Annotated in this window: 25 protein-coding genes, 1 pseudogene and 1 other annotated feature; of the genes and pseudogenes, 5 read left to right on the top strand and 21 right to left on the bottom strand. The window is 37.3% G+C overall.

Annotated features, from left to right (window positions below; translation table 11 throughout):
• Positions 1-11: 11 nt before the first annotated feature.
• From nusG to radA, 13 genes are all read right to left on the bottom strand, one after another.
• The gene (nusG, locus tag IEW44_RS12320) at positions 12-545 is read right to left on the bottom strand and encodes a transcription termination/antitermination protein NusG (RefSeq protein ID WP_188615353.1); all 534 of its coding nucleotides are present in this window, start codon (positions 543-545) and stop codon (positions 12-14) included.
• 118 nt (positions 546-663) lie between these two features.
• Positions 664-852: a preprotein translocase subunit SecE gene (gene secE, locus IEW44_RS12315; protein ID WP_188615352.1), complete on the bottom strand. Its 189-nt coding sequence runs from the start codon at positions 850-852 to the stop codon at positions 664-666.
• Between the two features lie 41 nt (positions 853-893).
• Entirely contained in the window at positions 894-1037 is a 144-nt protein-coding gene (gene rpmG, locus IEW44_RS12310; protein ID WP_188615351.1) for a 50S ribosomal protein L33, read from the bottom strand.
• Between the two features lie 79 nt (positions 1038-1116).
• Entirely contained in the window at positions 1117-1758 is a 642-nt protein-coding gene (sigH, locus tag IEW44_RS12305) for an RNA polymerase sporulation sigma factor SigH (RefSeq protein WP_229704234.1), read from the bottom strand.
• 34 nt (positions 1759-1792) lie between these two features.
• The gene (locus tag IEW44_RS12300; protein ID WP_188615349.1) at positions 1793-2305 is read right to left on the bottom strand and encodes an NYN domain-containing protein; all 513 of its coding nucleotides are present in this window, start codon (positions 2303-2305) and stop codon (positions 1793-1795) included.
• A 6-nt stretch (positions 2306-2311) separates the two neighbouring features.
• Positions 2312-3061, bottom strand: a complete 750-nt coding sequence (gene rlmB / locus IEW44_RS12295; protein WP_188615348.1) for a 23S rRNA (guanosine(2251)-2'-O)-methyltransferase RlmB — start codon at positions 3059-3061, stop codon at positions 2312-2314.
• Complete coding sequence (locus IEW44_RS12290; RefSeq protein ID WP_188615428.1) at positions 3058-3420, bottom strand: Mini-ribonuclease 3; 363 nt, start codon at positions 3418-3420, stop codon at positions 3058-3060. The genes rlmB and IEW44_RS12290 overlap by 4 nt, the downstream gene beginning before the upstream one ends.
• Before the next feature lie 49 nt (positions 3421-3469).
• Entirely contained in the window at positions 3470-4876 is a 1407-nt protein-coding gene (gene cysS, locus IEW44_RS12285; protein WP_188615347.1) for a cysteine--tRNA ligase, read from the bottom strand.
• Between the two features lie 109 nt (positions 4877-4985).
• Positions 4986-5207 (bottom strand) — a binding site (T-box leader).
• Positions 5208-5258: 51 nt separating this feature from the next.
• A complete protein-coding gene (gltX, locus tag IEW44_RS12280) occupies positions 5259-6719 on the bottom strand; it encodes a glutamate--tRNA ligase (protein ID WP_188615346.1) in 1461 nt (486 codons plus the stop codon).
• Positions 6720-6804: 85 nt separating this feature from the next.
• Positions 6805-7281, bottom strand: coding sequence for a 2-C-methyl-D-erythritol 2,4-cyclodiphosphate synthase (ispF, locus tag IEW44_RS12275; protein WP_188615345.1), 477 nt, complete (start codon positions 7279-7281; stop codon positions 6805-6807).
• Between the two features lies 1 nt (position 7282).
• Complete coding sequence (gene ispD / locus IEW44_RS12270) at positions 7283-7975, bottom strand: 2-C-methyl-D-erythritol 4-phosphate cytidylyltransferase (protein WP_188615427.1); 693 nt, start codon at positions 7973-7975, stop codon at positions 7283-7285.
• Positions 7976-7987: 12 nt separating this feature from the next.
• Entirely contained in the window at positions 7988-9058 is a 1071-nt protein-coding gene (locus IEW44_RS12265; RefSeq protein WP_188615344.1) for a PIN/TRAM domain-containing protein, read from the bottom strand.
• A gap of 61 nt (positions 9059-9119) precedes the next feature.
• Positions 9120-10496 carry a DNA repair protein RadA gene (radA, locus tag IEW44_RS12260; protein ID WP_188615343.1) on the bottom strand — a complete coding sequence of 459 codons (1377 nt, stop codon included), beginning with the start codon at positions 10494-10496 and terminating at the stop codon, positions 9120-9122.
• Positions 10497-10641: 145 nt separating this feature from the next.
• Here radA and IEW44_RS12255 point away from each other — a divergent pair, with 145 nt between their 5' ends.
• Positions 10642-11541 (top strand): zinc metalloprotease HtpX, encoded by a 900-nt coding sequence (locus IEW44_RS12255; RefSeq protein WP_188615342.1) that lies wholly within the window; start codon positions 10642-10644, stop codon positions 11539-11541.
• Between the two features lie 58 nt (positions 11542-11599).
• Here IEW44_RS12255 and IEW44_RS12250 read toward each other — a convergent pair whose 3' ends face one another.
• The 5 genes from IEW44_RS12250 to IEW44_RS12230 all read right to left on the bottom strand — a co-directional run bounded on the left by IEW44_RS12250 (position 11600) and on the right by IEW44_RS12230 (position 16542).
• The gene (locus IEW44_RS12250) at positions 11600-14053 is read right to left on the bottom strand and encodes an ATP-dependent Clp protease ATP-binding subunit (protein ID WP_188615341.1); all 2454 of its coding nucleotides are present in this window, start codon (positions 14051-14053) and stop codon (positions 11600-11602) included.
• Positions 14054-14072: 19 nt separating this feature from the next.
• Positions 14073-15125: a protein arginine kinase gene (locus IEW44_RS12245; protein ID WP_188615340.1), complete on the bottom strand. Its 1053-nt coding sequence runs from the start codon at positions 15123-15125 to the stop codon at positions 14073-14075.
• A complete protein-coding gene (locus IEW44_RS12240) occupies positions 15125-15622 on the bottom strand; it encodes a UvrB/UvrC motif-containing protein (RefSeq protein WP_188615339.1) in 498 nt (165 codons plus the stop codon). The genes IEW44_RS12245 and IEW44_RS12240 overlap by 1 nt, the downstream gene beginning before the upstream one ends.
• A gap of 1 nt (position 15623) precedes the next feature.
• The gene (locus IEW44_RS12235; RefSeq protein WP_188615426.1) at positions 15624-16097 is read right to left on the bottom strand and encodes a CtsR family transcriptional regulator; all 474 of its coding nucleotides are present in this window, start codon (positions 16095-16097) and stop codon (positions 15624-15626) included.
• A gap of 139 nt (positions 16098-16236) precedes the next feature.
• Positions 16237-16542, bottom strand: a complete 306-nt coding sequence (locus IEW44_RS12230) for a DUF4870 domain-containing protein (protein ID WP_188615338.1) — start codon at positions 16540-16542, stop codon at positions 16237-16239.
• A gap of 89 nt (positions 16543-16631) precedes the next feature.
• Between IEW44_RS12230 and IEW44_RS12225 the strand changes: the two genes are divergently transcribed.
• Entirely contained in the window at positions 16632-17309 is a 678-nt protein-coding gene (locus IEW44_RS12225) for a class I SAM-dependent methyltransferase (RefSeq protein WP_188615337.1), read from the top strand.
• A 13-nt stretch (positions 17310-17322) separates the two neighbouring features.
• Complete coding sequence (gene corA, locus IEW44_RS12220; protein ID WP_188615336.1) at positions 17323-18285, top strand: magnesium/cobalt transporter CorA; 963 nt, start codon at positions 17323-17325, stop codon at positions 18283-18285.
• 194 nt (positions 18286-18479) lie between these two features.
• On the opposite strand, the gene IEW44_RS12215 is transcribed toward corA, so the two are convergent.
• Positions 18480-18734: a hypothetical protein gene (locus IEW44_RS12215; RefSeq protein WP_188615335.1), complete on the bottom strand. Its 255-nt coding sequence runs from the start codon at positions 18732-18734 to the stop codon at positions 18480-18482.
• 335 nt (positions 18735-19069) lie between these two features.
• Between IEW44_RS12215 and IEW44_RS16145 the strand changes: the two are divergent.
• Positions 19070-19603: pseudogene (locus IEW44_RS16145) on the top strand (protoglobin domain-containing protein); the annotation flags it as partial.
• A 246-nt stretch (positions 19604-19849) separates the two neighbouring features.
• Complete coding sequence (locus tag IEW44_RS16140; protein WP_373286140.1) at positions 19850-20380, top strand: methyl-accepting chemotaxis protein; 531 nt, start codon at positions 19850-19852, stop codon at positions 20378-20380.
• Positions 20381-20425: 45 nt separating this feature from the next.
• Here the strand turns inward: IEW44_RS16140 and IEW44_RS12205 are convergent, their stop codons facing one another.
• Together IEW44_RS12205 and IEW44_RS12200 are read right to left on the bottom strand one after the other, a co-directional pair.
• Positions 20426-20905: an acyl-CoA thioesterase gene (locus tag IEW44_RS12205; protein WP_188615333.1), complete on the bottom strand. Its 480-nt coding sequence runs from the start codon at positions 20903-20905 to the stop codon at positions 20426-20428.
• Positions 20906-21113: 208 nt separating this feature from the next.
• On the bottom strand, positions 21114-22040 hold the full coding sequence (locus IEW44_RS12200; RefSeq protein WP_188615332.1) for a DUF4003 family protein: 927 nt from the start codon (positions 22038-22040) through the stop codon (positions 21114-21116).
• Between the last annotated feature and the right edge of the window lie 72 nt (positions 22041-22112).

Genomic DNA, 22112 nt, shown 5'->3' with positions numbered 1-22112 from the left:
TCGAAATTACATTAAATTTTGCGAACTTGTGAGAAGTCAAGCTCCATATTTGTTTCGCGTCCAAACATATCTACACTTACAGTGAGCGTATTGTTCTCTGCATCTAGCGTTACGATACGTCCTTGGAAATGTGCAAATGGTCCTTCTAAAATTTCCACTGCCTCATCAATTGATAAGTCAATTTCTACATTTTGTTCGTTCATACCCATTTGATTTAATAAATGTTCAACTTCTTCGGGTAATAACGGCGTTGGTTTAGCACCGCCACCTGATGAACCAATGAAGCCTGTAACTCCTGGTGTATTACGTACAACATACCAAGAATCATCTGTCATGATTAATTCCACTAAAACATACCCTGGGAATACTTTTCTCATATATGTTTTCTTTTTGCCATCTTTTAATTCTGTCTCTTCACGTTCTGGCACAATGACACGGAAAATTTTATCCGTCATTCCCATTGTTTCAACACGTTTCTCCAAATTTTGCTTCACTCGATTTTCATAACCTGAATATGTGTGAACGACGTACCAATTTTTCTCCATATTGTAATAGGACTGCGCGTCCGTCCCTCCTTTATTTTGTTAAACAAACGAAAAAACCCGTGCAGTATAACGGGCTATTTCGTTTAACGATATCCATTTAAAGTAGTGCTAACGCTTATTATTTCAGCGTATAGAACCAATTCATAAATTGTGAAATACCAAAGTCAACAGCCGCAAAGAATAGCGCCATAAAGACTACTGTAGTAATAACGACAACTGTATATTTTGATAGCTCTTTACCCTTAGGCCAGCTTGTTTTACGCATTTCTGAGCCGACTTCACGGAAAAACTGTGTAATTTTACTCATGCTTGCTTACCCTCCGAACAGCTAAATCTTGAAATTTTATATTAAACGGTTTGTTTATGCAATGTGTGTTCATTACAATGCGCACAAAATTTTTTCAACACTAAACGCGATGCATCTGGCTTTTGAGGCATTGTATAATTACGTGAGCCACACTTCTCACAACTGAGAGCGACTTTTTTTGCCATATTTTCACCCAATCTCGGCACTTTGTCTTTTAAAGACTAACACCTTACTTTATTGCTGTCAATAAAGTGTAAAATTGAACTAAAAGATTTCCCTGACCTCAATATGTTGTTCGAGTTTACGTTTCACTCGCTGTAATGCATTATCAATTGACTTCACATGCCGGTCCAATTCTTCTGAGATTTCATGATAACTTTGCCCATCTAAATATAAACTGAGTACACGCTGCTCCAAATCGCTTAACACTTGTTGAATTTTATCGTCAATATAAATCTCTGCTTCTTGTTGTAACATCAGCGACTCTGGCTCATCTTTAGTTGGGCTAACAATGGTTTCTAACAACGTTCTCTCTTTATCCTCATCAAAGATTGGCTTATCTAAAGATACATAAGAGTTTAATGGCATATGCTTTTGTCTTGTTGCTGTTTTAATGGCTGTAATCATTTGCCTTGTAATACATAGCTCAGCAAACACTCTAAACGAAGCTTTTTTATCAGGCTGATAATCTCGTATAGCTTTGTATAAGCCAATCATACCTTCTTGAATTAAGTCTTCTCGGTCACCGCCAATTAAAAAATAAGATTTAGACTTAGCAAGTACGACAATGCGGTATTTTTTGATTAAAAAATCGAGTGCTTCACGATTGCCAGCTTGAATTTGTGTCAACACTTCTTCATCTGTTTGTTGCTCAAATTGTGTAAGTAGTTTTGTTTCCTCTACCAACGACCTCACCTCAGTCACGTTTATTATGTGGCCATTATGAAAGTCCTCGACGCATACGTTCTAATTTTTCCATTACTTCTGGTGATGCTGAAATGCGAGAAAAACGAGAAGTTTCATTTGTGTCTTTCACTTGTTGATCAATCGTACTTTTAGCAATACCCACTTCTATTTCCAATTCTCTAGCAGACTTTCGTAAAGCACCATTGCCAAAAATCACATTTTGTTCTGTCATATCTGATGTCGCTACGTGAATTTGCACATGGCGACCTTTCAGTTCATTAGTTAAACGTTCAATATGTTCATCTGCCGTTTCATTTTTTGCGGTATATATTACTTCTACCCCACTCTTACGATATCGACTCGCATTACCTTGTACAAGATACGCATCAAATACAATAATTACACGATACCCTTCAGCTGCTTGATATTCAGCCATAAGTTCCACTAATTGATCTCTAGCACTTTCAAAGTCTGTATCGCGTAATTGGCGTAAGGCTTGCCAAGCACCAATCATATTGTAGCCGTCAACTAAAAGTATATGTTTCATCTCGCACTACTTTTCTTGACGTTTTCGATACACTTCATACATGAGTAAGGCAGCCGCAACAGAAGCATTTAATGATGTTACATGTCCTACCATAGGCAGATGATAGAGAAAATCACATTTTTCTTTTAAAATACGACTCATACCTTTACCTTCACTACCAATAATAACAGCTAATGGTAAAGTTGCATCCATATGACGATAGTCTATAGATTTTTTAGCATCTGTCCCTGCAATCCAGACACCTCGTTCTTTTAATACATCAACTGTTTGTGATAAATTATTTACGCGAACAACAGGGACATGTTCTATAGCGCCTGTAGATGCTTTTGCTACTACGGCTGTCAATCCAACCGCTCTTCGCTTAGGAATAATAATCCCGTGCACACCACTAGCATCAGCTGTTCTCATAATAGAGCCGAGATTATGTGGGTCTTCTAATTCATCTAAAATTAAAAAGAAAGGATCCTCTGCTTTTTGTTTAGCAACTGCAAACAAATCTTCTAACTCTGCATAATCATAAGCTGCTACACCAGCTACTATTCCTTGATGACTGCTGTTATTAGCAAGTTGGTCCACCTTTTTTTTAGGTACAAACTGAACTAAAACGCCTCGCTCTCTGGCTAAGTCTAGCAACTCATTCACACCTGTCTTTTTTACGCCTTCAGCTATCCAAATTTTATTGATTTCACGTTCAGAGCGAAGTGCTTCCAACACTGGATTCTTGCCACAAATCATTTCACTTTCTTGTGTACTCATTTCCCTTCCCCCTTCAGTTCTTCACAAATATGAATGGCATACGTAATAATTTCATCGACACGTTCATATTGTTCTTGTAAAAACAAACTACCTAGCACTGCCTCATATCCTGAGCTATTACGATACGTTTGCACATCTGTATTTTTTGGCACTGAACCCGATTTTGCATTCCGCCCTCGCTTAAATGTCGCAACTTCTGAGTCTGTTAAATAGTTTTCTTCAAGTAAACGATGTATCACTTTTGCTTGTGCCTTTGCTGACACATAGTAAATAGCTTCTTTTTGTAAAGTATTAGGGCGCGCTTTACCACTATGCAATAAATGTGCACGCACTCGTTGTTCTAAAACAGCATCACCCATATAGGCAAGTGCTAACGCATTTAACTGTTTAACATCACCTGGTTGGAGTTTACTCACTTATCGTACCTCGCTTCCAGCGTGTACCTTGGCGAGTATCCTCTAAAATAATACCTTTATTTTGTAATAGGTCTCTAATCTCATCTGAACGCGCAAAGTTTTTAGATTGGCGTGCTTCAATACGTTCTTGGATTAATTGTTCCACTTCCTCATCCAAAAGTGCTGTATCTTTAATAGTAATGCCTAATACATCTAGTAGATTCTCAAACGTTGTTAAGAACTTTTGTAATACTTGTTGGCTAGTATTCGCTTGAGTTAAGTAAACATTTGCCAAACGTGCTAATTCAAATAATACTGAAATAGCATTTGCAGTATTAAAATCGTCATCCATCGCTACTTCAAACGCTTTAATTTGGTCATCAATTTGAAGTAGCCATGTTTTATCTTCAGTTAAGTCTGTAGTCGTTTGTAAACGGTGCGAAATATTATTATAAGCTGTTTTAATTCGTTCTAAACTTGCTGCTGCTGACTCTACTAATTCTTTGGCAAAATTAATAGGATGACGATAATGAACAGATAACATAAAGAATCGCAATACTTGTGGATCGATTTGCTGTCTTATGTCGTTTACTAATACAAAGTTCCCTAATGACTTCGACATTTTTTCATTATCAATATTAACATAACCGTTATGCATCCAATAACGCGCAAAAGTTTTATCATTGTGTGCTTCTGACTGAGCAATTTCATTCTCATGATGTGGGAATGTTAAATCTTGTCCACCTGCATGAATATCAATCGTATCGCCTAAATGTTCACGTACCATTACTGAACACTCAATATGCCAGCCCGGACGACCTTTCCCCCAGGGGCTATCCCACGAAATCTCTCCGACCTTTGCTGCCTTCCATAAAGCGAAATCTAGCGCATCTTCCTTCTTCTCACCAGCTTCAATACGAGCACCAACTTTTAAATCATCTACAGATTGATGCGACAACTTACCATAACCATCAAATTTACGTGTGCGGTAATACACATCACCTTCTGATTCATAAGCATAACCCTTATCCATTAATACTGCGATAAAAGCAATAATATCATCCATATGCTCCATAACTCGTGGGTGTGCATCCGCTTTTTTGCATCCTAATGCGGTAACATCTTCAAAATAGGCGTGAATAAAACGCTCTGTCAATGTGGAGACATCTTCACCTAATTCATTGGCAGCTTTGATAATTTTATCGTCTACATCTGTGAAATTTGATATAAAAGTTACATCATACCCTTTAAATTGTAAGTAACGACGTACAGTATCATATACAATAACAGGTCGTGCATTCCCAATATGGATGTAGTTATATACGGTTGGACCACACACGTACATTTTAACCTTACCCTCTTCCATAGGAACAAATGGCTCTTTTTCACGTGTTAATGTATTGAAAATTTGAATAGACATATGAACTCTCTCCTTGTATTTATCGTTTTATAATTTACATTTTACTGAACCGTCTACCGTTTTGTCTTCCTGTTACTCCCATAAAAAAAGTCTCTATCACCGCATTGGTGACAGAGACGTGATAAACGTGGTTCCACTCTGATTTAGAGACGCTATGGTCTCTACTCATTTATGTCATGTAACGATGACAAGTCGCTAAAGCCTACTTGATGTTTCAGCTTAGTGCTCAAAGGTGCATTTCCATAATAGGTTCACTCGATTTGCTTTCAGCCTTTGGCAAATCTCTCTTTTAGAGGGCATATTATGTACTTCTCCTCATCAATGCATGATCTTATTGGTAAATTTAGTTTACATTGATTGTTTTAAAAGTCAATGCTATTTTTTATTGTGCGTACTTTGCTACACGCGCCACTGCTTTATCTTTACCTAACAATGTAATAGCATCTGGCAACTCAGGACCATGTGTTTGACCTGTTGTTACCACTCGAATTGGCATGAATAAATTTTTACCTTTATGCCCTGTTTCTTTCTGTACAGCTTTGATTGCTGCTTTAATCGCTACTGGTGTGAATGCTTCTAATTGCTCCAACTGTTGTTGGAATGCTGCCATCACTTCAGGTACTTGCTCGCCTGCTAAAACTTCTTGTGCAGCCTCATCGTAGTGAATCTCGTCTGTGAAGAATAATGATGATAATGTTACAATCTCTGCACCAAAGCTCATTTGTTCATGATAAAGTGCCACTAGCTGTGTCGCCCATTGCTGTTGCTCTTTCGTCATTTCTAATGGTAAAAGCTCTGCTTTTTGTAAGTGTGGGATAGCTAAATCAGCTACCTCATCTAAAGTTAGTTTTTTAATATATTGATTGTTCATCCATGTTAATTTTGTTTTATCAAACATAGATGGTGATTTTGACAGACGTTTTTCATCAAAGATACGAATTAACTCTTCGCGTGAGAAGATTTCTTCCTCACCTTCTGGAGACCAACCTAATAAGGCAAAGAAGTTAAACATCGCCTCAGGTAAATAGCCTAAATCTTTATACTGTGTAACAAATTGAATGATAGATTCATCTCTTTTCGATAACTTTTTGCGATCCTCATTCACAATCAATGTCATATGACCGAACTTAGGGTGTTCCCAACCGAATGCATCAAAAATCATCATTTGCTTTGGTGTATTGGATAAATGTTCTTCTCCACGGAAAATATGAGTCATGTCCATAAAATGATCATCTAACACAACAGCAAAATTATATGTTGGTATGCCATTTGCTTTAACAATAACCCAATCCCCAATATCTTTTGACTCAAAGGTCACATGGCCGCGCACAAGATCATCAATCTCATAAGTTGTATTCTCAGGCACACGCATACGAATTGTATATGTTTCGCCTGCTGCTTCTTTTGCTTTGATCTCTTCATCCGTCAAATGACGACATGTACCATCATACGTTGGTGCAGCAATTCCGTTAGCTTTTTGCTCTTCACGTGATTGCTCCAATTTTTCTGAAGAACAAAAACACTTATAAGCTAATCCTTTGTCTAAAAGCTCTTGAGCGTGTTTTTCATAGATATCTAAACGCTCCGTTTGACGATAAGGGGCATAAGGGCCACCGATATCCACTGATTCATCATATTCAATGCCTAACCAGCGTAAATTATCAAGCTGTGACTCTACACCGCCCTCTACGTTACGTTCGATATCTGTATCCTCGATACGTACAATAAATTTTCCGTTATGGTGTTTTGCATATAAATAGTTGAACAGTGCTGTACGAGCGCCACCAATATGTAAATAGCCTGTTGGGCTTGGTGCATAACGTACACGAACTTCTTTCGTCATGAATAATTGCCTCCTAAAATTTAAAATGAGCTTGTGTATGATGTATATTTTAACACTGCTATTGGGTAATGAAAAGGTTAGCCATTTATGCTTTGATTAATAAGATCGTTGCCATAGTAGCTATGCCTTCTTGTCGCCCAACAAATCCTAATTTCTCAGTTGTTGTGGCTTTCACATTTACTTGAGAAGGCTCAGCATGTAATAACTCCGCAATACGCGTACGCATCGCATGAATATGAGGCGCCATTTTAGGTTGTTGTGCCATAATTGTGCAATCAATATTGCCTAATTTATAACCTCTTTCTTCTACAATACGCCAAATATAGGATAGTAATTTTGCCGAGTCGGCATCTTTAAATTCAGGGTCTGTATCTGGAAAATGACGGCCAATATCACCCTCACCAATTGCACCTAAAGCGGCATCTGTTACAGTATGTAATAACACATCCGCATCAGAATGTCCGATTAGCCCTTTTTCATGCGGGATCGTAATGCCCCCTATAATTAATGGGCGCCCTTCTGCAAATTCATGTACATCAAAACCTTGTCCGATACGAAACATTTTATTGTCCTCCTTGTTGACGTTGGCGAATAATAGCCTCACCAAATACTAAATCTTCTTGTGTTGTCATTTTAACATTTTCATAGGTGCTCTCTACTATAAAAACTTCATGCCCTAATCGCTCAACAAGCATCGCTTCATCTGTACCTAAGAAACCAATCTTCTCAGCTACATCTTCCGCTTCTGCTAGTAAATCAAAACGAAATGCTTGTGGCGTTTGTACCATCCATAAACTATCTCGTTCAATCGTTTCTTTGACGACACCTTGCACTACTTTTTTCATGGTATCCTTAGCACGTACGCCTGCTATAGCTGCACCATTTTCATGCGCCACATTCACTAACTGCTCAATAATCGTATGTGTAATAAAAGGGCGAGCAGCATCATGTACTAACACAATGGAAACATGATTCATTGCCTTAATACAAGCATGAACAGAATGTTGCCGTTCAGCCCCTCCATCTGGCATGCCGCTCACTTTTGTAATGTTATGTTCTTTTAATAAGGTTCTAATAAAATTTCGTTCATCTGGTCGCACAGCTAACCAAATACCCGTACAATTGGGATCTGTTTCAAAAACCTTTAATGTATGAATTAATATAGGTTCATTTTGCAATTGTAAGAACAATTTATTCTTACCTGCGCCCATACGTTTACCACTGCCAGCTGCTGGCAATACTACTTCATAATGCACAATCTCCACGTCCTAATCTTCTGATGGTTTTGCAAATATCATTCGACCAGCTGACGTTTGCAAAACACTTGTTACGGTAACTGTGATGGCTTGACCAATAAAAGCATGACCATCTTCAACTACAATCATTGTGCCATCCTCTAAATAAGCAATTCCTTGATTTTGCTCTTTGCCATCCTTTATCACAACTACTTTCATGTCCTCACCAGGTATCACAACTGGCTTTACAGCATTAGCTAAGTCATTGATATTTAATACCTCTACTTGGTGTAAATCACATACCTTATTTAAATTAAAATCATTCGTTACGACTTGTGCGTTAAACTTTTTAGCATAGCGCACTAATTTCAAATCAACTTCTTGTACCTCTTCAAAGTCTTCTTCGGAAATGACAACATGTGAATTTTTCTCATCTTGTAGACGTTTTAAAATATCTAAACCTCTGCGCCCTCTTGTACGTTTTAAAGTATCAGATGAGTCTGCAATATGTTGAAGCTCTGTTAATACAAATTGTGGTACGACAAGCTCTCCTTCTAAAAAGCCTGTTTCAGCAATATCTGCGATACGGCCATCAATAATCACACTGGTATCTAATACTTTTTGTTGAGCCGATTTTTCATTGCTCTCCGTTTTATTTCGTTTTGCAACTGCTCTACCCGAGAATAATTGTAAAATCTCCTCACGTTGAGTCGCAAACACTCTAAAACCTAAATAACCTAGTGTTAAGGTAAGTAAAATACGTAATACTTGCTGTACTGGTGGAAAGGGGATACTGTCAATTGTAAAGCTTAATAAAAACGCTACTAATAACCCTAGTATCAAGCCAATTGTACCAAATAATAAATCTGCTGGAGGTAGTTTAATCAAGCGTTCCTCAAGCCAATTTAGTAGTTTAACAAAGTAGTCCGAGAACATAAACGATAAAATGAAAAGTAGGCCTGCTCCAATTAGCACAGATACAAAAGCATTATCTAGAAATGGAATACCTGATACATTCATCATTTTGTATAGTGATGGAAGGAATATATAACCTAAAGCCCCACCGATTAATAAAAACATAATTTGTATTGTACGCTTTAACACTTGCATCACACCTCCTAAATACTTATCATTATACCCGTTTTCTTAGGTTTAAGCTGTTATTTCATAGTTGAGGGAAAGCAATACGTAAAGCTTCCGCTATTGTTTCCACACCTTGAATATCAATACCTTTAGGGTACTCCCATCCCCCCATATTAGACTTAGGTACAATCGCTCGTGTAAAACCTAATTTCACAGCTTCTTGTACACGTTGCTCAATACGTGATACCCTGCGAACCTCTCCCGTTAAGCCTACTTCACCAATAAAACAATCTGTAGGTTTTACTGCCTCATCTTTAAAACTCGATACTATACTTGTTAGGACGGCCAAATCAATTGCAGGTTCATCTAACTTTACACCGCCAGCTACTTTAATATAGGCATCTTGTGATTGCAGCATGAAGCCCATGCGTTTTTCTAAGACAGCCATCAGTAATTGCACTCTATTCTGCTCTACACCTGTAGCCATACGTTTAGGATAATTAAAGCTCGTTGGTGTTACTAATGATTGTATCTCAACTAAAATAGGACGCGTTCCTTCCATAGAGGCCACAATACTAGAGCCCGCTGCTCCTTGTGAACGTTCTTGTAAGAACATCTCTGATGGATTTAATACTTCATTTAAACCATTTTGCAACATCTCAAATATCGCAATTTCATTAGTGGAGCCAAAGCGATTTTTTTGGCTGCGCAAAATACGATACGTATGATGGCGCTCACCTTCAAAATACAGTACAGTGTCTACCATATGTTCTAATAGACGAGGCCCTGCTATTTGCCCCTCTTTTGTCACATGACCTACAAGGAAAATGGCAATATTTTTTGTTTTGGCAATACGCATTAACTCTGCTGTGCATTCTCTCACTTGTGATACACTACCTGGGGCACTTGTCACTTCTGGGTGATGTACGGTTTGAATCGAGTCTACAATAACGAACTTTGGATTCACTTCTTCAATTGTCTGATTTAAAAACTCTAAGTTTGTTTCAGCATAAATATAAAGTTCCTTCGAAGTGACACCTAAACGTTCTGCTCGTAACTTTGTTTGACGAATTGACTCTTCACCAGAAATATAAAGAACACGATGACCAGCATTGGACAAAATAGCTGACACTTGAAGAAGTAAGGTCGACTTCCCAATACCAGGGTCACCTCCAATTAACACTAATGACCCCGGTACGATCCCGCCTCCTAAAACACGATTAAACTCATGTAATGTAGTTGGTACCCTTGGCTCTTGCTCTGTTTTTATATCAACAATTGGGGTTGCTTTAGCTGATGTAGAGCTCGAATGTTTGAAAGCACCACGTGGTCCTTTAGCAACCATTTCTACTTCTTCAACCATCGTATTCCAAGCGCCACAACCTGGACATCGCCCCATCCACTTAGCAGACTCATATCCACAACTATTACATACAAATTTTGTCTTTTTCTTCGCCATAATTGCCTCCTTACTTTTACTTTCATTATAACAAAGACTACACAATAACGTTGTCCATAAAATCATTCAAATAGCACTCGTTACTAGACATTTACTGTCTACCTCTTCACCTAAAATAAGAAGTAATATAAGAGAGGATGATTTTATGGAAAATCATAATAATTTACATAACAGAGCTTTTTGGAAACGCATGTTATGGTTTGGATTGCTCAATATAGCCGTTATCACAACTTTATTAGTTTTGACCCAAGGCAACGCCATTAGCATTTTACCTTTTTTACTATTGTACTCATGTACAATGCCATTTATTAGTTTATACTTTTCTATCTTTTTTATTAAAAGAGCTTATCATTTAGAAGTGCTTGAACAAGATGTAATCTATGACGATGAAGTTATCGAATGGTATCGCCAAACGACATATCATTTAGCTCAAAAAGCCAATTTGTCTGTCATGCCTCAAGTTGCCATTTACGACTCATATGACCCAAATGCTTTTGCAACAGGACGCTCTAAAAATCATAGCCTTGTGGCTGTATCTACAGCGCTTTTGTACGAAATGACACCTGATGCGGTAGAAGCTGTCATTGCACACGAAATTGCCCATATCGTGAATGGTGATATGGTCACTCAAACATTATTACAGTCCTTTTTAAATATTATAGTTAGTACGGTTTTATTGCCTATTACTTTGTTCAAATGGTTTGCTTTCTTTTTTGTAGATGCCAAAAGTGCTTGGATTTACTGGCTTGTATGGTTTACTGAATGGTTAGCCTCGCTCTTGTTATTATTTATTGCAGGCTTGGTTTTAAAAAAATATTCGCGTCAGCGTGAATTTGCTGCTGATCACCTAGCTTCTCAATTAACGCATCCCGAGCAAATGATTAGTGCTCTTCAACAATTAGAAGGAGGAGCTATACTAGAGCCACAACAAAAGAAATATGCTGCCCTACAATTCAATGGGCAAAGTCGATTCGCTGATGTATTCTCCACACACCCTTCTATCTATAGACGAGTGAATTATTTGCAACAGACATTTCAGTTATAATGAATAAAAAAATGCATCATTTCCCTACTGAGAAAATGATGCATTTATTCTATTAATTTTACTTCTCTAATGCTATATCTGCATTTTTGACAACAAAGTCACCATCCACATAATCAAAAATTACCGTCTCACCTTTTTTCACAGTGCCTTTTAATAGTTCTTCAGATAAACGGTCTTCAACATGTTTTTGTAACGATCTTCTTAAAGGACGTGCCCCGTATTCTGGGTCATACCCTTCATCTGCAATCTTTTCTAATGCCGCATCTGTCATCTCTAATACAATATCTTGTTCTGCTAAACGGTTTGTTAATGACTTAGCCATTAATTGGACGATTTCTTTCAGATGTTCTTTTTCTAATGAGTGGAATACAATCATTTCATCAATACGGTTTAAAAACTCTGGACGGAATGCCTTTTTCAATTCTTCTAACATGACAGACTTCATATCTTGATGATCTTTTTCAGCACGATCCCCCACGTTAAAGCCAACATTTTTACGGAATTTCAATGCATCCGCTCCTACGTTTGATGTCATAATGACAACGGTATTGCGGAAGTCTACCACACGGCCTTTAGAATCTGTTAGTCGTCCATCATCTAGCACTTGTAATAAGATATTGAACACATCTGGATGCGCCTTCTCGATTTCATCAAGTAATACAACGGAATATGGTTTGCGACGTACTTTTTCTGTTAATTGCCCACCCTCTTCAAAGCCTACATAACCTGGAGGTGAACCGACTAAACGAGAGGTAGAGTGTTTCTCCATATATTCAGACATATCGACACGAATCATCGCATCCTCATCACCAAACATAACTTCTGCTAACGCGCGGGCTAACTCTGTTTTACCTACGCCTGTTGGACCTAAGAAGATAAATGAACCAATTGGACGTTTTGGATCTTTTAATCCTGCTCTTGCACGGCGAATCGCACGTGAAATAGCCTCTACAGCTTCACCTTGCCCTACTACTCGTTTATGCAACTCTTCTTCTAAGTGCAATAACTTGATTGACTCTTCCTCTGCAATCTTCGCTACAGGAATACCTGTCCACATCGCTACAACTTGTGCGATATCATTAACCGTCACTTCAAGTTCAGCTTTATCTTGCTCTTCTTTCCACTTCTTCTTCATTTCATCCACTTGCTTTGTAATTTGCTTCTCACGGTCTCTAAAATTCGCTGCTTTCTCAAACTCTTGCCCTTGAACCGCCGCGTTTTTTTCTGCACGGATATTTTCCAATTCTTCTTCTAACTCTTTTAAATTTGGTGGTAAAACGTAAGAGCGCAAACGCACCTTAGAACCTGCTTCATCAATTAAATCAATTGCTTTGTCTGGTAAGAAGCGATCTGAGATATAACGGTCCCCCATTTGTGCCGCTGCTTCTACAGCTTCATCTGTAATTTTCACACAGTGGTGTGCCTCGTAACGGTCACGTAAACCATAAATGATTTGAATCGCCTCTTCTACAGAAGGCTCATCTACTTGAATCGGTTGGAAACGACGCTCTAAAGCAGCATCTTTTTCAATATATTTACGATACTCATCAAGGGTTGTTGCGCCGATACATTGCAACTCACCTCTTGCAAGTGATGGCTTTAAAATATTTGATGCGTCAATGGCACCTTCTGCACCACCTGCTCCAATTAATGTGTGTAACTCGTCAATAAATAAAATAATATTGCCTGCCTGACGAATTTCTTCCATTACTTTTTTCAAGCGGTCTTCAAACTCACCACGATACTTCGTGCCAGCAACGACTGTGCCCATGTCTAATGTCATAACACGTTTATGCCGTAAAATTTCTGGTACTTCATTGTTTATAATTTGTTGCGCTAATCCTTCTGCTATAGCCGTTTTACCTACACCCGGCTCCCCAATTAGTACAGGGTTATTTTTGGTGCGACGTGATAATACTTCAATCACACGTGTAATCTCTTTACTACGCCCAATAACAGGGTCTAATGTACCTTCACGTGCTACTTGTGTTAAGTCTCTTGCTAGGCTGTCCAGTGTTGGTGTGTTCGCTGCTTGAGACATAGTATTTGGACTTGCATTATTTGGCTGTGTATTTTCACTATTACCTAATAACAATAATACTTGTTGACGTGTTTTGTTTAAACCTACGCCTACATTGTTTAACACTCGTGCTGCTACGCCCTCTTCTTCACGGATTAAACCTAATAAAATATGTTCTGTGCCAATGTAGCTATGATTTAATTTACGTGCCTCATCTGCTGCTAATTCTAAAACGCGTTTTGCACGTGGTGTATGTTGTACAACAGCACTTACCTCTTCTGTACCTCTGCCAACTAATTGTTCAATACCACGTTCAATCATCTCAGGTGTTACATTTGCCGCAGCTAATGCTTTAGCTGCAATGCCCTCACCCTCACGTACAAGCCCTAACAATAAATGCTCTGTGCCAATTTTTGAAGATTTAAAGCGTCTTGCTTCATCTTGTGCATAATTTAAAACTTGATTTGCTCGTTCTGTAAATCGATTAAACATATGGTGTATCCCCCTTTAGTTATATTGCTTGTTGTAGTGTTTCACGCACTAATTTAGCACGTAAAATATCACGATCATTTGCTGGTAACGTTTGGCCATCATAATATTGTAAGAACCCCGGTTGCATGCAACTAATACATTGATTAACAGCTTTAATAGGTAAATCAATTAATTTCATATCGATACCTAAACGCAACCTCGATAAGTTAGTCGCTGCCTCATCACTCGTTAAAATACGTGCATGAGTTAGCACACCCAATGCGCGATAAACTTGGTCTTCCATCATTAATGCAGAATTTTTCACTAAAGCTTGTCGTGCTTGTAATTCGGATTCTATTACTTTCTCTACAACTTCTTGTAATTCCGTTAAGATCGTTACTTCTGACTTACCTAATGTCACTTGGTTAGAAACTTGATAGATATTACCTAAACTGTTACTACCTTCTCCATATATACCTCGCACTACAATGCCTAAACGCAACATAGTCTGTGCAATAATATTCATACGATTAGTCATCGTTAACGCTGGTAGATGTAACATAACAGAAGCTCTCAGCCCCGTCCCTACATTAGTAGGACAACTCGTTAAATAACCTAATTTTTCGTCAAACGCATACGTTACTTGTTGCTCAAGGACTTGATCTACCTTACTTGCACGTTCATATGTTTCTTGTAACTGTAATCCTGTAGCTAGACATTGAATGCGCAGGTGGTCTTCCTCATTCACCATAATACTCATCGTCTCATCTTCTGATACTAATAAATCTCCTGATTTTTGTTTCATAAAATGAGGGCTAATTAAATGTTTTTCTACAAGTACATGCCTTGCTAGAGGCGCAATATCAGAAAGCGCAAAATGATTTAACTCCTGATAGGTGTCCATTAATGCATGACGTACTTGCCTTTCAATCTCTAGTTCTTCTTGTTCTGTTAGCCATTTAGGAAAACGATAATCTGCAACGTTACGCGCTAATCGAATACGTGTACTCATAGCAATACTGTTTGGTGTTGTATCTGCAAGTGTGATATCACGGTCACGTGTGCGTTGCAAAAATTCTTCAATTGACGACATTAGTAGTCACCCCCTAACTGTGACTCTAATTCCCTAGCCTCATCTCGTAATGTAGCTGCATCTTCAAATCTTTCCTCTTGAACAGCGGTTTGCATTTTATTGCGTAATTCTTCTATTTTTTTCTTTATCGAATATTCATTTTTCATAGCGCTTGGCATATGCCCAACATGCTGTAAGTCAGCTTGAATTGGCCGTAATATTTTAGGGAGTTGAGAGGCAAACGTCGCGTAACATTTTGGGCAACCAAAACGCCCGGTATGGGTAAACTGCGCGTATGTCATGCCACATGTTTCACATGTTTTAGGTGATGTACGCTCCTTAGGTGCTTGCCAATTGGTTAACAATTGTTGAATGGAAATGGGCTCTTTTTTTATTTGTGCGGTAAAAGGATATAATTGATTAGCACAAATCTCACAGTAGTGGTGGTCTTGTCCACTTTGATATTTTTGAGAAATTGTAATAACTGCCTCTCTTTGCTGACAGTGTTCACATAACATATTAGTCACCTTCCTTCTCATACTTAATGGTCATTAATATGGCACGCAAAATACGTGCTCTTAATTCATCACGAAGCGGTAAAGGTACGTTTAATGTTGTTCGATTGATGGCGGCTAATACCATCTTAGCTTCCCTCTTTGTCATTACAGCTTCATCAATTAAACGATAAATAAAATCCTCAGCACGTGTTTGAGTAAGTTGATCGGTAGTTTGTTCAATCATGGCTTGTATTAAATCAAATTGAGAATGAGGTTGTACTCTTACAATTCGAATATAGCCACCACCGCCACGTTTGCTTTCTACCATGTAACCACGTTCTTCAGTAAAGCGGGTATTAATAACATAATTAATTTGTGATGGTACACATTTAAATTTATCCGCTATTTCACTACGCTTAATTTCCACATGCCCCTGACCCTCAGCTTCTAAGATGCGCTTTAAGTAGTTTTCAATAATGTCTGAGACATTTCGCATCATATTCACCTCTTTACAACGTTACTGACTTTGACTATCTTTGACTTTATTATAAAAAATGTCATTATATAATGCAAAATAAAAGCATTAGTCATATAAAAAAAGTTAACGAGAACGCGTCTCGCTAACTTTTGTCTCATTAAATAAAGCTACCTACAATTGGATAGCGCCAAGGTTCATTTTGAAGGGCGCGTACAATACCAATAATAGGGGTAATAACGTACATAAGACCAAATACGATTAAGAATGGAATACCAACTAATATGAACGAGAAAATCCCAGAAATCGTGAGTAATATACCCATGATAATTTGGAATAAAACTGCCTGCACAGCTAGTCGCTTCACCTCGTCATCTGGTGAAATAAAGAAAATAATTATCGGCAACGCGAACGGTAAATAATAAGCACTCGAATGTAATAAAACTTTTGTCATTGTATTATCCATAAATATCATCCTTTCTGTTTTCAAATCCTTTATACTTATTTATACGAACGTACCATTCATGAGGTTTCATAAACGAAGGGGGATTTTTCATGGAGTTTGATAAAAATTTAAGCGCTGAGTATGAAAAGGGGATTCGACGTACTTTGCCAAGTTATGATGCTATGTTGCGACTTACAACCGCATTTATGCAGATGCATCTACCTCAAAAAGCCTCACTATTATCTATTGGTGTAGGTAGTGGTAATGAATTAATTCATTTAGCTAATGCTAATAACCAGTGGCATTTTACGGCGCTCGACCCGTCGCAAGCTATGCTAGACATAACTTCACAAAAACTTAATACAGCCAGTTTGGACAAACGTGTAATATTAAAAGAAGGCACAATATTGAATACAACGATGGCTAAACATTTTGATGGTGCTACTTGTTTACTTGTCCTACACTTTATAAAACCTGAGGAACAGTTAGCCACTTTACAAAAGATTGCAGCTTCTCTAACAAAAGGTGCACCTTTTGTTTTAGCCTGTAAATGTGGGCAACAAGGCACTGAGCAAACCGAAGAACAATTTGCATTATGGCGTGCTTATTGGCAACAAAATACGCGATTAACTTATGAACAAATCAATGATATGGAAACAAGCATACGCGCGTTACATTTTCTATCCGAAACAGACGTTATACACTTACTAGAAGAAGCTGGTTTTACAAGGATTTCGCGCTTTTTCTCCACTACATTATTTAGTGGTTGGACTTGTTATAAGTGTTAAGGAGTGATGAGTAGTGTTACACATTGTAGGTTATACAAAAGAAGATACTTTTCTTAAAAAACTTACGATTGATGAATTACAACAGGAACAAATGGCATGGTTTTGGGTAGATTTTGACCAACCTACACCAGAAGAAGAAAAATTACTTGAACAATACTTTCATTTTCACCCATTAGCTATTGAAGACTGCCTCATGCGTTTACAGCGCCCTAAAATGGACAGCTACGACGATTATTACTTTTTCGTTACCCATCGGATCAATAAAGAAACATTAGAACCTGAAGAAGTAAATATTTTTGTCTCTGAACAATTTGTTGTCACATTTCACAAGCAGCACGTACCTGAAATTGAAATCGTACGGCATCGTTTAAATCATATTCCAAAAAAGTGGGACAACACACCGTACTATATTACATATCAAACCATTGATAAGATGGTTGATAGTTACTTTCCGCTCGTTTATCAAATCGAGGACCAATTAAATCATTTAGAAGATGAAATGACCTATCATAATAGCGTGAAGACGATGCAATATGTATTTGATTTTCGAAGTGACTTATTACATTTAAGACGTATTGTTCTTCCTATGAGAGATTTATTATATCGCGTACTGAGTTCTTATCGTTTACCTCTCAAAAAGAGTGAGAGAGCTTATTTTGCTGATATCCATGACCATCTTGTTAAACTGACGGAGATGGTAGAATCTAATCGGGAGTTAACGGCTGATATGCGAGACAGTTACATGGCAATGAATTCAAATCGTATGAATGGTATTATGATGATTTTAACTATTGTCTCCACTATCTTTATCCCATTAACTTTTATTGCAGGCATTTACGGCATGAACTTTGTTAACATGCCTGAATTATCGGGCAAATATAGTTATTTTGTCGTTTTAGGTGTAATGATTTTTATCGCTGTAGCCATGTTAGGCATCTTTAAATTAAAAGGATGGTTTACATTATTTAAATCATAAATAAACGTACACAAAAGAGTGATACAAGGAAAACAACATTTCCCTGTATCACTCTTTTATCTTAGGTGTAAAGATGCACCTGTTATTATGTTTTCATCACTAGCCCTTTTACTATGGGAGCGTTCTACAATTAATCGAGGCTAAGACAGTAATAATTATTGTCCTAGTCTCTTTTCTTTATGCTAAAGTTCATATTACTCTCTTGTATTATCGCGTTTTTTAAAAAACGGGAGTTCTGTTCGATCTGGCCAATAATCATTACGATTCTTTTCACTTGCTTGTGGGAATAAGAAGTAAGAGATGACACCTGCCACAACAGTTGCGCCAATCACAATATATGTTTTGTCTGACTTTGGTACTAATGGATGGAATTCGTTCAACATATACACAGAAGAAACCGCTACAATTACCATCATTGGAATGACGAACTTAAATCTTTGCCAATGCATGTTAAGCTGTACCCCCTCTCATAGATTACTGTTATAGTAGCACATTTTCTTTTAATAAATCAGGGTCCACGTTACAATTATGTGCCAATTATCAATTTCCCCTCTCTTCTTGTTATGTTTTATATTATAATTTAAATGATATGGCGTAACGGTTCTTTCCTTTTTTACATTATAATCTTGCTATTATCAAATGACGATACATAATCATAACTACCTATTTTCTCTATTTTAATACATATTACTATTTTATTTCTTTTATTTAATACAATGATACATATTATTGGATGACCGCAAATTTTTATTAATTCACTATTTTATTTTAAAGGAGAATTTTCATGAATTGGTTCAAATCAAAAACACCACCGACCTACGAGCTTGACCCTTCATCTTATATGGATGATGTTGCCATTAATTTAACGCATTACCCAAATATCCAGCGTCAATTACAGTTACTAGAATTAACCATTGAAGACTTAGCTATTATTAAACAATTGCAACCTGAGTTAACAGAAGTTGTACCTATAATGGTTGATCGCTTTTATGATGGGGTTAGTCAAAATATTGATTTAGTAAATATCATTCAACAACATTCTAAAATTGAGCGTTTAAAAGTAACATTACGCAAACATATTAATGGCATTTTTGATGCCATGATTGATGAAGCATATATTAAAGATCGCCAACGCATTGCCTCTGCCCATGTGCGCATTGGTTTAGAGTCAAAATGGTATTTAGGCTCATTCCAATCGCTGATTACTACATTTATTGACTTAATTGATGAGTTGAATTTATCAAAGGAAGATAGTAATCGTGCCATCAAAGCATTTACTAAAATCATTAATTTAGAACAACAACTTGTTATTGAAGCTTATGAAGAGCAAGAGATTGCAGCTCGCGAACGTGTGAACGAAATTAAGCTCGGTATTGTTTCAACTATTCAAAGCACTGCACAAGAATTAAATGCGATTAGCCAAGAGACAACTGCAGCATTACATGAGATCTCTTCAGACGCTAATGATATCGCGGGCGCTACTCAACAAGGCTTAGAGCTTGTTGATGAGACAGAACAAAAATCACAACACGGACGTGAAGACTTACAACAACAAAATGAATTAATGCAAGTTATCTTAACAAGCGTGAACGACTTAGATGTTACGATGGAAAAGTTACGAGACTCCTCCAATAAAATATCCGAGATCGTTGGTTTAGTAACAAGTATCGCTGACCAAACTAACTTATTAGCATTAAATGCTTCCATTGAAGCAGCTCGTGCTGGCGAACATGGTAAAGGTTTTGCCGTCGTAGCTGATGAGGTACGCAAATTAGCTGAAGAAACAAAGAAGGCTGTGCAAAATGTGTCACACTTAATTACGGATACAGAAATCAATATTGTGTCAATGGCTAAATCGGTCACAACTGTGGATGAACAAATTCATGTCAGCGTAGATACACAACAAAAATTATCGGCTTCATTTAGCGCTATTGCAGAAGCTGTCTCTGGAATCCAAGCCCAATACATTTCAACGTCTGAAGATATTTCTAAAATTTCACATCTCATTCAAGACCTTTCACAAGGCGCTTCTCTCGTATCAACCTCATCTGATGCATTAATTGAGGTCGTAAGTCAACTCGATAAAGACCAATAAAAAAGCACGATTTTACATAAACTTATGTAAAGTCGTGCTTTTATGTTAATGTGCAATCATTCTTTTTTGTTTACGATGCTCACGACGAGCAGGTCCTGTGTTAAATAGACGCTTTTCCCCTTCTGTTTCAGGGTATACACTAGGCACTTCTACAGGCTTCCCTTCCTCATCAACTGCTACCATTGTTACAAAGGACTCTGTTGTTAACTTTTCTTCACCTGTCATAAGATTGCGCGAGACAACACGCACATATACTTCCATAGACGACCGACCTGTCGATGATACAACACTTTCTAATTCAATAATATCACCTTCACGTGCTGGCGATAAAAAATCCACTGAATCAATTGATGCTGTGACTACCTCACTTTTTGCATGTTTCATTGAAGTAATTGCGGCGATTTCATCAATATATGCCAATACTTTACCACCAAAAATAGTTTTATGATGATTGGTATCTGGTGGCAAGATTAAATGACTTTGTATCGTACGGGACTGTCCCATTGGTACTGCATTGGTTTTCATTCCTTACACCCCTTGAAAATTGCTTGGTATGGTGTCAATCTTACCTATAATCAACTAAACAATGCAACTACTATTTATTATTTCATCATAGCAGAAATTCTCTTTAGTCTTTTTTTATTCTAAAGATTAAATAATACATGTAAAAGTATCATTGTTTCTTGTGGAACAATTGTATCATTGTTTCATCATTTATCATATTACGTTAGTATTATGAATGAGTTGTTGAAATAACGGTTGTTGCTGCCGCCTGTTGCATATGAATTAATGCTTGCAGTGCAGTAACGAAAGTAATATATGTTGTGTCGTCTAGGGATTTAGCTTTCATACTTGTAGCAATTTGCACAGCAGCAAAGAAAGCATCGTCTTTATACCACTTGAATAGCTTTAATGCGCCTAATTGTTTTGCCAAATCAATAATGACATCTAATTGTTCTGTTGTCATTTCTGCTAATGTTAATGTGCCATAGATCACATAATGTTTTTCCTGCTTTTTAATCCCTTTACTCCTTAACTCTTCAATAACATTTAACACAGCATCAACTAAACGTGTGTCATAGTCTGTATGTTTAATAGTTAATAATTGTGCCAGCCATAATAAATAATTTCCTTTTTTTAAGCCTTTATGGGCTAGCTCATTATAATAATATGCTACAGCTTCTACTTGAGCATCAATATTTTTAGTATCTTTAGTTAATAACACCGCATATGGTACATCATCATATGAAGTTAAAAATTTATGGTACTTTTTCAAGGCGTCGTAATATTGTTTGGCTCGTTCAGCATGCGCTTCATCTTGTACATACAGAGCTGCTACATACGTGTAATCCATTCTAGAAAACTTCTGACTAAGCAATAAATCATAATTGACTAGCAATTGTTCTACGGCTGATGCGATATTATCTTTTTCTAATAAATGAGGGATTAATATGATATAGGACGACACGCGCAACCCCGAAAATAAACTTGTTTGTTTTTTGATTTCTGCCTTTAACTCATCATAGCGTTGTTCGTCAAATGGTACATCTTTAATAATAAAAGCTGTCGTTAAGGCTAATATCATTTGGCTAGTAGCAGAATAACGTAGCTTTTTAGATAACTTGCGATGTTCTTCTACATATTTTTCTTCGATCAACATAACTTTCGCCTCCTTATGATCATTATAATTGTTTTAGTATCAAAAAGATGGATTGAACAAAAAAGCGTTCAA

It is taken from the genome of Lysinibacillus alkalisoli (assembly GCF_014643595.1).
Taxonomy (GTDB): Bacteria; Bacillota; Bacilli; order Bacillales_A; family Planococcaceae; genus Metalysinibacillus; species Metalysinibacillus alkalisoli.
This window is presented reverse-complemented; position numbering and strand designations above follow the sequence as displayed.

Coding starts and splice junctions, on each gene's coding strand:
- cysS (WP_188615347.1), bottom strand. CDS start 4,876: ATGTCTATTCAAATTTTCAATACATTAACACGTGAAAAAGAGCCATTT.
- IEW44_RS12205 (WP_188615333.1), bottom strand. CDS start 20,905: ATGAAAACCAATGCAGTACCAATGGGACAGTCCCGTACGATACAAAGT.
- gltX (WP_188615346.1), bottom strand. CDS start 6,719: ATGACGAAAGAAGTTCGTGTACGTTATGCACCAAGCCCAACAGGCTAT.
- IEW44_RS12240 (WP_188615339.1), bottom strand. CDS start 15,622: ATGTTATGTGAACACTGTCAGCAAAGAGAGGCAGTTATTACAATTTCT.
- rlmB (WP_188615348.1), bottom strand. CDS start 3,061: ATGAGTACACAAGAAAGTGAAATGATTTGTGGCAAGAATCCAGTGTTG.
- secE (WP_188615352.1), bottom strand. CDS start 852: ATGAGTAAAATTACACAGTTTTTCCGTGAAGTCGGCTCAGAAATGCGT.
- IEW44_RS12300 (WP_188615349.1), bottom strand. CDS start 2,305: ATGAAACATATACTTTTAGTTGACGGCTACAATATGATTGGTGCTTGG.
- IEW44_RS12235 (WP_188615426.1), bottom strand. CDS start 16,097: ATGCGAAATGTCTCAGACATTATTGAAAACTACTTAAAGCGCATCTTA.
- radA (WP_188615343.1), bottom strand. CDS start 10,496: ATGGCGAAGAAAAAGACAAAATTTGTATGTAATAGTTGTGGATATGAG.
- IEW44_RS12245 (WP_188615340.1), bottom strand. CDS start 15,125: ATGTCGTCAATTGAAGAATTTTTGCAACGCACACGTGACCGTGATATC.
- ispF (WP_188615345.1), bottom strand. CDS start 7,281: ATGTTTCGTATCGGACAAGGTTTTGATGTACATGAATTTGCAGAAGGG.
- IEW44_RS12255 (WP_188615342.1), top strand. CDS start 10,642: ATGGAAAATCATAATAATTTACATAACAGAGCTTTTTGGAAACGCATG.
- IEW44_RS12290 (WP_188615428.1), bottom strand. CDS start 3,420: ATGGGTGATGCTGTTTTAGAACAACGAGTGCGTGCACATTTATTGCAT.
- IEW44_RS12230 (WP_188615338.1), bottom strand. CDS start 16,542: ATGGATAATACAATGACAAAAGTTTTATTACATTCGAGTGCTTATTAT.
- IEW44_RS12250 (WP_188615341.1), bottom strand. CDS start 14,053: ATGTTTAATCGATTTACAGAACGAGCAAATCAAGTTTTAAATTATGCA.
- IEW44_RS12215 (WP_188615335.1), bottom strand. CDS start 18,734: ATGCATTGGCAAAGATTTAAGTTCGTCATTCCAATGATGGTAATTGTA.
- nusG (WP_188615353.1), bottom strand. CDS start 545: ATGGAGAAAAATTGGTACGTCGTTCACACATATTCAGGTTATGAAAAT.
- IEW44_RS12225 (WP_188615337.1), top strand. CDS start 16,632: ATGGAGTTTGATAAAAATTTAAGCGCTGAGTATGAAAAGGGGATTCGA.
- rpmG (WP_188615351.1), bottom strand. CDS start 1,037: ATGGCAAAAAAAGTCGCTCTCAGTTGTGAGAAGTGTGGCTCACGTAAT.
- IEW44_RS16140 (WP_373286140.1), top strand. CDS start 19,850: ATGCAAGTTATCTTAACAAGCGTGAACGACTTAGATGTTACGATGGAA.
- IEW44_RS12200 (WP_188615332.1), bottom strand. CDS start 22,040: ATGTTGATCGAAGAAAAATATGTAGAAGAACATCGCAAGTTATCTAAA.